The sequence below is a fragment of the Falsigemmobacter intermedius genome (assembly GCF_004054105.1).
Lineage (GTDB): Bacteria > Pseudomonadota > Alphaproteobacteria > Rhodobacterales > Rhodobacteraceae > Wagnerdoeblera > Wagnerdoeblera intermedia.
This window is the reverse complement of record NZ_SBLC01000009.1, coordinates 1-12,011: the sequence shown is the minus strand read 5'-3', so window position 1 is coordinate 12,011 and position 12,011 is coordinate 1. Positions and strand designations below refer to the sequence as shown.

Here is a 12,011-nt window from a genome sequence, read left to right as displayed (position 1 = left end):
TTCAGGCAGTCCTGGAAAGTTCACTGACAAGGGTCACAAGGGTTCCGGTGGCATCCGGCCGGCTCGCGGCCAGGGCATTGCGTGACATCTGCAAAGCCGCCTCCGGTTGCGATAGCAGAAAGGCCGTGGCCTCCGCCAGAGCCTCGGGGGTGCATTGCGCCTCGGGCATCAGGTTCGCCGCTTCGGCATTCACCAGCCCGCGGGCATTGGCGGTCTGATGATCCCCGGTCGCGGCCGCAAAGGGGATCAGAATCGACGGACGCCCGATCACAGAGATGTCGGCCACAGAAGAGGCCCCCGAGCGGGAGATCACCAGCTGCGCCTCGGCCAGACGGGCCGGAATATCGCTGAAGAAGGGCTGCACATCGGCGCGGATGCCGGCATTGGCATAGGCCTCAACCACCCGGTCGCGATCTTCTGAGCGGGCTTGGTGTGAGATGATAAGATTGTCCCGCATCGCCTCAGGCAGCGCTGCCATCGCAGCCGGGACCACATCGGACAAAATCCGCGCGCCCTGGCTGCCGCCGATGATCAGGAGATTCATCGGATAATCGCCCGGCACGATATAGGGCGCGCCAGCCCGCTCCAGCACAGCGGCGCGCACCGGGTTTCCGGTGTGGATCCCCTCCACCCCGGCGGGCAGATCGGTCGGCCAGGTACCGCAGGCGACCCGATGGACGCGCTTTGCAAAAAGCCGGTTCACCTTGCCCAGAACGCCGTTCTGTTCATGGATCATCCGCGGAATGCGCAGCGCGGTGGCCGCACAAAGCGCCGGGATCGACGGATAGCCGCCAAAGCCCACCACCACCGCCGGCCGGTCTTTCAGCATCGAGGCCGTGGCCGCAGCCACCCCCCCGGCGATACGAAACGGCACGAGGGCTTTGCCCGCAGCGCCGCCCCGGGCAAAGGTCGCTGCGCTGACTTTCTCAATCGTCACCTGCGCCGGAAAGCCCCCGGCGTAGCGCGCGCCGCGCTCATCGGTCGAGAGCGTCACCCGCCAGCCACGCGCGATCATCGCCTCAGCCAGCGCCTGCGCCGGGAACATATGGCCGCCGGTCCCCCCGGCAGCGATCAGAAGCAGCGGTGCCTGGCTCATGTCAGACCCTCCGGCGGAAGAAGTCACTGATCTGCCCCTGCGGACGGTGACGGGTCATGGCAAACAACATGCCAAGCGTGATCCCCGCAGCCACCACCGAGGAGCCGCCATAGGACACGAAAGGCAGCGTCATCCCCTTGGTCGGCAGAAGTCGCACGGCCACGCCCATGTTCACCATGGCCTGAACCGCGAAAATACAGGCAAGCCCCGAACCCGCCAGGCGAATGAAGGGATCGCGCTCGCGCGTCAGCCGCATCAGTGACCGCATCAGGATCGCTGCATAAAGAAAGAGAATGATCGAGACGAGAACGACGCCATATTCCTCAGCCGCCACGGCAATAATGAAGTCGGTATGCGCGTCGGGCAGCTGCCATTTCACCTGCCCCTCACCCACGCCGACGCCAAAGAAGCCGCCGTTCTGAATGGCGGTGGTGGCATAGCCGATCTGGGTGCGCGGATCGATCTCAGCGGCCAGATAGCCGTTGATCCGGCCTGCGAAGTGGTCGGAGCTGCCATAGGCGACAACGCCCCCGGCCACGATGAGACCACCGACCACCAGCAGAATGCGCATGGGGGCTCCGGAGATGAAATAGACCACGCCCCAGCCGAAAAGTACCAGAGAGGCCTGGCCGAAGTCCGGCTGCAGAACCAGCAGCGCCACCACGATGAGCAAAAGGCCGAAAGACCAGGCCCGCCCCGGCGGACCGTTGAGATCCTGGGCCGCCGCCATCAGCCAGGCGGAGACGATGATAAAGCCGGGCTTGAGAAACTCAGAGGGCTGGACCGAGCCGAAGCCGATCGAGAACCAGCGCACCGCGCCTTTGCCATAGTTCGTCCCGAAGAACGGCAGCAGAAAGAGCGAAACCAGCGTCACCGCAAAGAGCACGATTCCCAGACGCCGGATCTGTCGCGGCTCCATCATCGAGACGAGGACCATTGCAAGAATTGCAAGGCCGCCGAAGGCCAGCTGACGCGTCACATAATAGAACGCGGGCTGGTCATTGCGCTCTGCGAGCGGCACCGAGGCGGCAAGCCCCAGCAGCAGACCGATGCAAAAAAGCGCCATAACCGCCCCCATCGACCACTTGTCGATGGTGCGCCACCAGCGCGGAAGAACCGGATCCCCCGCCCGCGCGGGCAGAGTGCCATGCACCATATCCGTCATTGCAGACCGCCTGTCTTGTGTTTGATCTTTTTAAATAAAACTGCCCGTCCGGCCCCTTATGATCAGGACCGCCCGCCTTTGCGGATCTTGGAATGCATCTTAGCCTGAGGCCCGGCTTCTTGGCCAGCAAAAAGGCAGGTCAAGAGGGGAAATCACGAAGGCGTGCCCCTGCGACAATGACGCAGGTCCGGTGCCTTGACAGAAGTTCCCTGCACCCCCACATCCATCCAACTATTCGCCGGTCTAGCGCTAAACTGAGGACATTGACGACCCCAGTCATGCACAGGTTGCATGGCAGACATTCCAAATGGGTATTTCCCCGGAATGCAAAAAGGGCCTAAGTCAGGTCGGACGTCTTAAGACGCATGACTGTATTCCAACACGACTATCCAAGGACGACGAAATGGCTGATTTCGTTGACGGCAGCGCATTTAACTTTGAGCAGGGCCAACGCGCACGCAAGCTTTTTGCAGCCGTTGTACTCGCCGCTCTCGATGATGCGATCGCTGACGACAAAAAATATGGCAACGGACCCGAGCAGATCGCCCGCTGGGCGCGCTCGCGTGATGGCCGTGAAGTTCTGTCCTGCGCCGGGATTGACCCGAACGAGCGTGTGGTCAAAGGCCTGATGGAATTTGTCGCAAAAGGCGTGCGCACCTCGGTCGCACTCTCGCGCGAAGAATCGGAACGCCGTGCGGCTCTCGAAGCCGATATGCACGACGCTGCCTGAGGTCTGTGACCTGACCGGTCTCCGGTCAGGCTGATGACGAAAGCCGCGCCCTCACGGGCGCGGCTTTCGTTTTAGCAGGGCGCCGCCCGACGATGCGGCCATCTGAAATGAAAAAGCCGCCCGGATGGACGGCTTAAGGCCGATAAAGGCAGCCTTCAGTCGCGGCGCGCGGTCGAGACGGTCAGCACCCGGGCCACCTCAGCACGCACAATCTTGCGGATATTTCGGGTCACCCGCTCCCCCAGATCGCCCTGCAACTCTTCCCGAAGAACGTCGCGGATCAGACTGCGCAGAATCTCTTCATCGCGGCGGGCCTCTTCCTCGGCTTCGGCCTCAGGCTCATCGGGCCAGGACAACAGCCCCGCGCCCTGCCGCGTGATCTGCCCGGGCTCATCCTCAATGAAGGGAGCCTCCTCTGCCGCAAGCATTGCATCCCGGGCTGCAAGCTCAGCCTCAATCCCCTCAAGCCTGGGCACCGCAGGGGCGGGCGCGGGCGCATCCACCCGCAGCGCGGGGGTCAGCATCAGCCGCGCGGGGCGCGCAGCGGTCAGCCGCAGCGGCGCAGGTGCTGCCCCCTCAGCGGAGGCGGCCTCATCGGTGACAAGCCGGCGCAGAGAGGAAAGCACCTCATCGGCCCCCGAAGGTCTGGTCTGTTCGCTCATCTGTTCCGGTCTACTCTGCGCCACACGCGGATATGCTACCTGCTTGCAGGCAGCGTCACAACCGCGTGCGGCTTACTTCCGCCCGCTGGACTGCAGAATGCGGTCGAGCCGCTGCCCCTGGGGCGAGGTTACCGGAGCAGATTTAACAGCGTTATAATAAGCGCTGACATCATAGGTCGGGATGCCGAGCTTCAGGTGATCAACCGTCAGATAGCCCATCGCGGCCAGAAGGCTGTAATTGGCAACATATTGGCTCGTCACCGCCTCAAGCCGGCTGGCCTGAGCGCTCAGAAGTTCCTGCTCGGCGTTCAGCAGATCAAGCGTGGTGCGCGCGCCAAGACGGGTCTCTTCGCGCACACCGTCATAGGCGGCGCGTGCGGCGGTGATCTGGCGATCCATCGCGGTGATCGAGGCTGAGGTCACAAGCCGCATCGCCCAGGCCTCACCCACGGCCTGTTCGACCTGAGCGACGGTATGGTGAAGCTGCGCCCGAACGGCATCGCGGTTGGCAATCGCGCGGCGATGCTCAGAGGACAGCGCTCCGCCGCGATAGATCGGCTGCGACAGGCGCAGCCCGAGAGTGCGGTCGGTCATGCCCTGATTGTCGTGCGAAAGCCCCGCACTCAGCGCGATGTTCGGGCCCATCGCAGCCTCAGCGATCTTCACATTGAGGTCTGCGGCGGCGAGCTGGTGCTGCATCTGACGGATGGCATAATGCTGCTGACGCGCGATGCGCTTGGCTTCCTCGACGCTGCGGGCGGTCACGGGCTGGCGCGGCGGGGCCGAAAGACGCCCGGGCGCCTGACCGACGGCAAGCTGATAGGTCTCACGCCCGACGAGGACATCACCCTCAGCCGCGGTCAGCTGCGCGCGGGCGGCCGCCAGACGGGCCTCTGCCAGGGCGACATCAGTGCGGGTGATCTCACCCAGTTCAAAACGGTCGGTTGCGGCCTGCATCTCACGGGCCAGGACGCGGACGTTGCCCTGACGCAGAGCAACGATGTCCTGCGCCAGACGCAGCCTCATATAGGCCTGAACCGCCGACAGCAGAACATTCTGCTCCACCCCGATCAGAGCCTGACGGGTGGCCAGAACCGATTCTTTGGCAGCCTGAACGGCCAGGCGCGACGCCCCGCCGTTATAAAGCACCAGACTTGCGGTCAGCGAGGCCGTGGTGGACAGCGCCTCAACCCGCGTCTGCCGCGTCAAACCCGGCCCGGCCGAAACCTGCACGTCGTTCTTGGCATAGCCTGACTGCAGCACAAAATCGATCGTGGGACGCAGAGCGGCAACGGAGCGCGCCACCCCTTCATCGGTCGCCCGCAGCAGCGCCCTGTTCTGCTCAAGCAGCTGCGAGTTCCGATAGGCCAGGACCAGCGCATCCCCAAGCGTTTCAGAAAATACCGGCGCGGCGGTCATAACCGCAGCTGCCAGCCCCATCATCAGCGTCCGGGCCTTGCTGATCACCATTCTGAACCCCTGTTCCGCCCCGTCTGAGGGCTTTAAAGCGCGAACTCCGGCTTGCGTGCAAAATCTGCAAGCACCGGCGCTGCCGCGTTAAACGCATCCCGCCATGCGATTGCGTCGCCGGCTTTCACACCAACGCGCACCACACCCACAGCCGCCTCCATAAAGAGCGCGCCGATGCGGCCGCCCTCTTTCAGCTGCGCCAGAAGGGCGGCGGGAATTTCCTGAACGCCGCCCTCAATGAGGATGACATCAAAAGGCGCCTGGGCCATGACACCGGCGCTGAGCGCACCGGTCACCGGGGCCACATTGTCCACGGCGGCAAGACGCTGTGCGGCAACAGCCGCCATGGTCTCATCTTCTTCCAGGGCCACGACAGCCTGCGCCATCCGGCCGATCACGGCGGCCGAATACCCAAGCGCCGAGCCCACATCGAGCACCAGCTCATCTTTCTGGATATTAACCGCGTCGAGCAGCTTGGCGAAGGTGCGCGGCTCCAGCAGAACGCGACCCGGTGCCACCACCAGATTCTCGCCCATATAGGCAGCCTCGATCAGGTGATCGGGGACAAAGCTCTCACGCGGAACATCCAGCATGGCAGCGATGACGGGGTATTTGGTCACGTCCGAAGGCCGGACCTGGTTGTCGACCATCATCACACGGCGCGCGGCAAAATCCGACATGGGCAGGCCTTTGATAGTGTTAATCTTGTGCGACGTTCTGCCACAAAGCTTCGGGCGGAGCAACTGTCGGCACGGCTGGCACCGCAGCGCAATGAGGCGCTGCGGCTTTGCGGCCTCAGACGGCTCTCAGGCGGTGCTCAACTTTCAGGCAGCGGTCTTCGACGAAGATCACACCCTTCTCCTCAGAGAGCGCCCGCGCCTCGGGGCTGGTGACCCCCATCTGCAGCCAGAGCGTGCGCAGATACGGCAGATGCGCAATCGCCTCAGCAGCAATTGCAGGCACCTGATCCGAGCGGCGGAAGACATCGACGGTATCCACCGGGATTTCTGCGGGGATTTCGCTCAGCGAGGCATAGACCTTTTCGCCCATCAGAACCTGGCCCGCGAGGCCGGGGTTGACCGGGATAATCCGCAGACCCGCAGCCTGAAGGTACTGCGACACCCCCCAGACCGGACGATCGGCATTGGCCGAAAATCCGACGACCGCCACGACACCTGCCGCCGAGATCGCCTGATCAATTGAATTTTCCTTGGAATTTTGCATCTTTTCCTCCCCCTTTAAAAGAAAAATGGCGCCCGGGCTTTACGACCAGGCGCCAGTCACGGAACGAGGGACAGTGAGACGCAGCGCGGGGGTTCCGGACCCGCACCTGTTACAGATAACGCGCAATCCCTGAAAAAGTACCAGGCTCGCGAAACTGTGATCTCACTCCCCGCGCGCCGCCTCATAGAGCGCCACGGCAGCGGCATTCGACACGTTCAGAGAGCCGAAATCGCTGCCATAGGGAACGCGGACCAGCGCATCGCAGGTCTCGCGGGTTTTCTCACGCAGGCCCGGGCCTTCCGCGCCCATGACCAACCCGATCGGGCGGCCCTTTGCGGCAGCAACGCCCTGAGCCAGGGTCTGATCCGCCTGACCATCAAGGCCAAGGAGGATGTAGCCCATATCCTTCAGCGTCACCATGGCCTCGGAAAGGTTGGTCACGCGCAGATAGGGCTGACGCTCCAGCGCACCGGAGGCGGTTTTTGCCAGGGCACCGGTCTCGGGCGCCGAATGGTGGCGCGGCGCGATCACGGCGCGCGCGCCGAACACCTCTGCCGAGCGCAGAATCGCGCCGACGTTATGCGGATCGGTCACGCGGTCGAGCAGAACGAGCAGCGGCTTGCCCTCCCCCCCGGCGGCCACATCGCTGAGGCTGCCCCAGTCGAGAGCCTTCACTTCAAGCGCCGCGCCCTGGTGCACCGAATCCTTATCGATCGGCGCGCTGAATTTGCGCGGATCCTCAATCTCGGGCTCCATGCCCGAGGCGGCGATCGCATCCGCCAGTTTGTCGGCGGCATTGCGCGTCAGCAAAAGGCGCAGCTTTTCACGCTTGGGGTTCATCAGCGCATCGCGCACGGCATGCAGACCGAAGAGCCAGACGGTCTCTGCGGCTGAGGCGCGACGCGAGCGTTCTTTATCAATCACCCAGGACGGTTTTTTCATTGTCTGTCTCCTGACGGCAGGATGCGCTGCCAAATCTCTCCGCGCAAGGGCGGCGCAGCCCCCCATTCCGCAAGCAGATCGTCCGGGGCCAAAGCAGCCGCCCTCGTGCCGTGTTTCGCTGCCCGGCGCAAGAAGCCAGGGCGTCGCCCCTGCCCCGACGAACTTCGCGAACGCCGCCTAACCCTGTGGCTGTAAACTTTTTTCCCGAATTTCCGGGAATTTGCATTTTCCTTCCGACAGAACCCTTGACGCCCCCGTGGTGCCCCGGTAGATACCCCCTCACACAGCGTCGGGCGACGTGCTGCAAGGTGCGGCAGCGGACTGTAACTCCGCCGGGGAGACCCATGCCTGGTTCGATTCCAGGGTCGCCCACCACTTCCTCAGGAAGGGGCAGGACTGCTGTGATGAGGGAGCCGCCCACGGGCGGTTTTTTCAATAAATGAAGCCATGAAGCGTCGGGCGACGTGCTGCAAGGTGCGGCAGCGGACTGTAACTCCGCCGGGGAGACCCATGCCTGGTTCGATTCCAGGGTCGCCCACCACTTCCTCAGGAAGGGGCAGGACTGCTGTGATGAGGGAGCCGCCCACGGGCGGTTTTTTCAATAAATGAAGCCATGAAGCTTCGGGCGACGTGCTGCAAGGTGCGGCAGCGGACTGTAACTCCGCCGGGGAGACCCATGCCTGGTTCGATTCCAGGGTCGCCCACCACTTCCCTACATCGATACGGAAACGGGTGGCTGTCCTGACGGGCGGCACAAGGCGGCTGTCTGATCCGCTGAGAGCGGCTTCCTGGGTAACGCCGCCCGGCACCAACACGCTTGCCGTCCCTGCCAGGCCGGATTTCGCCAGGACCACGCGCGCGCTTCGGCAAAGCTTCGCCTTCTCACGCGGTGTGAACGGGGCGCTCCTGTCCTCCCGGCCCGCCCCGGTTTAAGGTGCCCGCCCGGCATGTCGGCCCCAGCGGCCTCAGGCCACTGAACTCTCAGAGGATTCCCGTGCAGGCTCAGGCTCCCGTCCCCGCTCCGCAACCTGTGTCATCGCTGATTGATGATGCAAGCTTTCGACACCTCACCCACACGTTGCGCGGGGTGCATTCGGCGCGGCTGCGCTTTTACGGCACCGACAGCGCCTATGAGGATGAGATCATCGCCCTGCTGCTCGCCCTGGAGATTTCGGTGGAGAGTGAGCATATCACCCGCATCGCCCCGCCGCCGCGCCAGCGCTTCAGCTTTCAGTTTCAGGGCCGCCACGCCACGCTGACAGTGGCCCCGGGCCTGCCGCTGCGGGGCTGATCACAGCCCCGCCTGCTGCAGTCTCTCACGCGCCCTCAGAAACTGTCCCGCAACTCAAGCACCCCGCGCAGCCGGGGCGGCAGCGCCTCAACCCCCATCATGCCACATCCTCTCGCCGCGCGCAGCAATTCGCCGCGTCCGGCGCCCACCGGCTCAACCAGAAGGGGTGTGGTGCGGGTTGCGCCCGCCATCTCGCGCCGCGCCACGACCGAGAGGCCGCGCAGATAGCGCGAGGAGTTCGGCGCGCCGAATTCAAGAAAGCTGAAGGTCATAATGGTTTCGTCCTCCGCGCGGGTATAGATCTTCAGCCCGTCAAAGGTCTGTACCACCACACCGGACCATGGCGATTTACGCGAAAAGCGCCGGGTCCCGCTGCGCACCGGATGGGGATAGAGATCCCAGCCATCCACCTGCTTCACAGCCCCTGCACGGCGCACCCGCCACAGCCCGCTGACAAATTGCCCGGCACAGGAAAAAGAGCGCCGCCAATAGCGGTAATCGCCATCAGGAAAGAAATAGTCGTCAAAAGGCCGGCTGCCTTCCGGCATGATAATCCTGCGTAAAAGCGGATCTGCGGGGGTTCCGGAAAGCGGACGGATCTGCGCCAGCGGCTCCAGCAGGATCCGCCCGTCGACACCAAAATAATCGCAGATTTTCTTGAGAACATCCTGCCGCGGACAGGCTTCGCCGGTGAGAAAGCGGTGAAACTGGGTCCGGTTCAGCCCCAGTTCGCGACACAGCGAGGCAATGGAGGGGCCATTTCTGAGCAATTGCCGGAGGTTCTCGGAAAGCACCATCCGGATTTCCTGCGGAGACTGTGCCCGGCGGGCCGTGGCGGTCTGAAACGAGGTCCTGAATTCTTTCACGCTGTCGCCTCTGTCAGTGTTTGAGAATTTCAACTTCCTTAACTCTGACAGCCTGTCACAACCCCTGCGTGCAAAACAATAGGATTGCTGAATAGTCTGACACAAATCCGCGTCTTTGCAGTTACAAAGGTGATCGCCATCATGGCAGGCAATCGTGCGGTAACGAGTAGCCTGTTTTACAGGGAGGAAAGCTTGGAAGCGATTGTCCTGTCCCGCTCGAAAACATCGCAGGCTTTTTTGTTGTGGTGCGAAGATCAGGGCGCCTTGGCGATCCTGCCTCTCTCGCTCTGCACGCGCGAAATGCCTGAGGTCGGGGATCTTCTTAAGGTTGATCTGATTGAGGATGGCCTGTCGCGCATCTGCAGCGGATTTTCGATCATCACAGTCGGGGCATTGCCCGGGGTCGGGCAGATGCTGCGCCACATGGCCGGCCCGCCGGAACCGCCTGAGCCTGAAAATCGGGTGTTTCTTTCTCTCGTCTCCCCGGTCTAACTGCATTTGCAGTGCCGCAGGAGTGAGAGATGACCACAGGCCACCCGTTTGATTCCGCAGCCCCCGGACAGCCGGTCCGCCTGACCGACACTCTGCGCGTCCTGCTCGCGCCCAATCCCTCTGCGCTCACCGGTCGGGGCACCAACAGCTATCTGATCGGCCAGGGAGAGGTGACGCTCCTCGACCCCGGGCCGGATGATCCGAGCCATCTTCAGGCGATCCTCGCGGCCCTGAGCCCGGGAGAACGGATCACGCGAATCCTGGTCAGCCACGCCCATCATGATCACAGCGACCTGGCACCGGCCCTGAAAGCGGCCACCGGCGCTCCGGTTTTCGCCTTCGGGACAGCCAGGGACGGTCTGAATCCGGCGTGGCAGGCAATGTCGGACCTTGGCGGCGGCGAGGGCTGTGACCACAGCTTCACGCCCGACATCCTGATTGCCGACGGCGAGATCCTGACCGGTGACGGCTGGCAGCTTGAGGCGCTTCACACCCCCGGCCATCTCGGAAACCACCTCTGCTTCGTGATGGGAGACGGGATCTTCTCAGCCGATCTGGCGATGGGCTGGGCGACCAGCATCGTCTCGCCACCCGATGGCGATATGTCAGATTATATGACCTCTCTTGATCGGCTGATCGCGCGGGCACCAAGGGTGCTCTGGCCGGGACACGGCAGCCCGGTCGAGCCTGCCCTGCCCCGGCTGGAATATCTGCGCAGCCACCGCCTGGGCCGCGAGGCGCAGATCCTCGCAGCACTGTGCGATGGCCCGGGCAGCGCGGCTGAGCTTGCCGCAAGGATCTATGCCGACGTCGATCCCTCCCTTCTGCCCGCCGCAGGCCGCAATGTTCTGGCTCATCTGCTGGATCTTCATCAGCGCAATAAGGCCCTCGCGAGCCCCGCCCCGGGGCGGGACGCCCTTTGGTCACTGCCCGCGGAGTGATGGCCCGCGGGCCATTGAAAAATCTTCACAAAATCTGATTTTTTCCTCTGGACGCCACCGAACACCATAGCTATACCACCCCACATGTTCCGGCGTAGCTCAGCGGTAGAGCAGTTGACTGTTAATCAATTGGTCGTAGGTTCGATCCCTACCGCCGGAGCCAAAATCATCTAACATTCTGATGAATTTGGTATTTTTGCGTAAATAGCGCGAAAACCATGTGAGTGTGATACGTATCACACTCGGAAGAGATGCCGATAATCGGATTTGCCCTGTCCATTAAGGGTATCCTATGACTTTCCAGTCGCATCTTTACCGCCGTGGCGCGTCCTATGTCTGGCGTCGCCGCACCCCTGCCCGCGCTGGTGGCAGGATCCTTCAAATCAGCCTTCGGACGAATGAACCGTTGATTGCACGACGCCGTGCTGCAATCGTAACGGTCGAAAGCAACAACCTGTTCGATGCCATGTCCGTCCAAGGCCTGACCGTCGCTGAAGCCCGCACGTTCCTCGAGTTCATCATTGAACGCGAGCAAAAGAAGATTGCGATCTTCCGCGCCGACGTGCGCCACAGGGGCGATTCTGAAAGCAATCAGGCGCAGGATTGGGCCATGGGCACCGCTCTACGCATGATCGCCCAGCATGGACGGGGTGCCGCACCCTTGACTGAAGCCCAAGCCGAGGCCCTGCATATCGAAGGCCGGAGCCAGGTTGAAATTGCACTGCTTCGCGAGAACCTTGAGAACAACGTCTCGCTCGCCACCAGCACCCCGAAGGATAGGCATGGCAGCCAGATCCTCGATCAACTCCAGACTTCCATCGGCCGCCAAGACATTGGTGCAGCTGACTTTCTTATTGCGAGGAATAAATATATCCAAGGTCGAGCGGCGGCTTATATTCAAGCAGCCAAGGACACGACCGTCGGTTTTGACGAAGCCCTACAGATTGCGGAGGCCCTCGCGAGCCCTGGCGCAGCTCCACAACCGCAGAGCACGCAGCCTGCTGTTCAAGCAGAACCAGTGGCCGCCTATTCGCCCGCTTGGGAAGACCTCATCGCGAGATTTGAGGCACAGCAGCGCAAGGCCGAGGTCAAGGCACTGAGCATCGATCAGCAGGTCAGAATTTTCCGTCTG

Annotated in this window: 13 protein-coding genes and 4 tRNA genes; 9 read left to right on the top strand and 8 right to left on the bottom strand. The window is 62.8% G+C overall.

Annotation, left to right across the window (positions count from 1 at the left end; genetic code table 11):
• Position 1 precedes the first annotated feature (1 nt).
• Together EP867_RS07990 and EP867_RS07985 are read right to left on the bottom strand one after the other, a co-directional pair.
• The gene (locus EP867_RS07990) at positions 2-1,096 is read right to left on the bottom strand and encodes a UDP-N-acetylglucosamine--N-acetylmuramyl-(pentapeptide) pyrophosphoryl-undecaprenol N-acetylglucosamine transferase (RefSeq protein WP_128487953.1); all 1,095 of its coding nucleotides are present in this window, start codon (positions 1,094-1,096) and stop codon (positions 2-4) included.
• A gap of 1 nt (position 1,097) precedes the next feature.
• Positions 1,098-2,261 (bottom strand): peptidoglycan glycosyltransferase FtsW, encoded by a 1,164-nt coding sequence (locus EP867_RS07985; RefSeq protein ID WP_128487951.1) that lies wholly within the window; start codon positions 2,259-2,261, stop codon positions 1,098-1,100.
• Positions 2,262-2,664: 403 nt separating this feature from the next.
• Here EP867_RS07985 and EP867_RS07980 point away from each other — a divergent pair, with 403 nt between their 5' ends.
• The gene (locus EP867_RS07980; protein ID WP_124964111.1) at positions 2,665-2,991 is read left to right on the top strand and encodes a DUF6280 family protein; all 327 of its coding nucleotides are present in this window, start codon (positions 2,665-2,667) and stop codon (positions 2,989-2,991) included.
• 155 nt (positions 2,992-3,146) lie between these two features.
• On the opposite strand, the gene EP867_RS07975 is transcribed toward EP867_RS07980, so the two are convergent.
• The 5 genes from EP867_RS07975 to rlmB all read right to left on the bottom strand — a co-directional run bounded on the left by EP867_RS07975 (position 3,147) and on the right by rlmB (position 7,289).
• On the bottom strand, positions 3,147-3,653 hold the full coding sequence (locus EP867_RS07975; RefSeq protein ID WP_128487949.1) for a glycerol-3-phosphate dehydrogenase: 507 nt from the start codon (positions 3,651-3,653) through the stop codon (positions 3,147-3,149).
• A 72-nt stretch (positions 3,654-3,725) separates the two neighbouring features.
• Entirely contained in the window at positions 3,726-5,123 is a 1,398-nt protein-coding gene (locus EP867_RS07970) for a TolC family outer membrane protein (RefSeq protein WP_128487947.1), read from the bottom strand.
• Positions 5,124-5,155: 32 nt separating this feature from the next.
• Positions 5,156-5,803, bottom strand: coding sequence for a protein-L-isoaspartate O-methyltransferase family protein (locus tag EP867_RS07965; RefSeq protein ID WP_128487945.1), 648 nt, complete (start codon positions 5,801-5,803; stop codon positions 5,156-5,158).
• Between the two features lie 115 nt (positions 5,804-5,918).
• Positions 5,919-6,347 carry a CoA-binding protein gene (locus EP867_RS07960; RefSeq protein ID WP_128487942.1) on the bottom strand — a complete coding sequence of 143 codons (429 nt, stop codon included), beginning with the start codon at positions 6,345-6,347 and terminating at the stop codon, positions 5,919-5,921.
• 162 nt (positions 6,348-6,509) lie between these two features.
• The gene (gene rlmB / locus EP867_RS07955; RefSeq protein WP_128487940.1) at positions 6,510-7,289 is read right to left on the bottom strand and encodes a 23S rRNA (guanosine(2251)-2'-O)-methyltransferase RlmB; all 780 of its coding nucleotides are present in this window, start codon (positions 7,287-7,289) and stop codon (positions 6,510-6,512) included.
• 291 nt (positions 7,290-7,580) lie between these two features.
• On the opposite strand from rlmB, the gene EP867_RS07950 reads away from it, so the two are divergent.
• The 4 genes from EP867_RS07950 to EP867_RS07935 all read left to right on the top strand — a co-directional run bounded on the left by EP867_RS07950 (position 7,581) and on the right by EP867_RS07935 (position 8,580).
• Positions 7,581-7,664, top strand: a tRNA-Tyr gene (locus EP867_RS07950).
• Between the two features lie 82 nt (positions 7,665-7,746).
• Positions 7,747-7,830: transfer RNA gene (locus EP867_RS07945), tRNA-Tyr, on the top strand.
• Between the two features lie 82 nt (positions 7,831-7,912).
• Positions 7,913-7,996 (top strand) — tRNA-Tyr (locus EP867_RS07940).
• A 287-nt stretch (positions 7,997-8,283) separates the two neighbouring features.
• Complete coding sequence (locus EP867_RS07935) at positions 8,284-8,580, top strand: hypothetical protein (RefSeq protein WP_128487938.1); 297 nt, start codon at positions 8,284-8,286, stop codon at positions 8,578-8,580.
• Between the two features lie 35 nt (positions 8,581-8,615).
• Here EP867_RS07935 and EP867_RS19795 read toward each other — a convergent pair whose 3' ends face one another.
• Positions 8,616-9,446, bottom strand: coding sequence for a helix-turn-helix domain-containing protein (locus EP867_RS19795; RefSeq protein ID WP_164888801.1), 831 nt, complete (start codon positions 9,444-9,446; stop codon positions 8,616-8,618).
• A gap of 192 nt (positions 9,447-9,638) precedes the next feature.
• On the opposite strand from EP867_RS19795, the gene EP867_RS19790 reads away from it, so the two are divergent.
• The 4 genes from EP867_RS19790 to EP867_RS07915 all read left to right on the top strand — a co-directional run.
• Complete coding sequence (locus tag EP867_RS19790) at positions 9,639-9,938, top strand: hypothetical protein (protein ID WP_164888800.1); 300 nt, start codon at positions 9,639-9,641, stop codon at positions 9,936-9,938.
• 29 nt (positions 9,939-9,967) lie between these two features.
• A complete protein-coding gene (locus EP867_RS07925; RefSeq protein WP_128487934.1) occupies positions 9,968-10,879 on the top strand; it encodes an MBL fold metallo-hydrolase in 912 nt (303 codons plus the stop codon).
• A gap of 88 nt (positions 10,880-10,967) precedes the next feature.
• Positions 10,968-11,042, top strand: a tRNA-Asn gene (locus tag EP867_RS07920).
• A gap of 129 nt (positions 11,043-11,171) precedes the next feature.
• A partial coding sequence (locus EP867_RS07915; protein ID WP_164888799.1) for a DUF6538 domain-containing protein occupies positions 11,172-12,011 on the top strand: 840 nt, incomplete at its 3' end.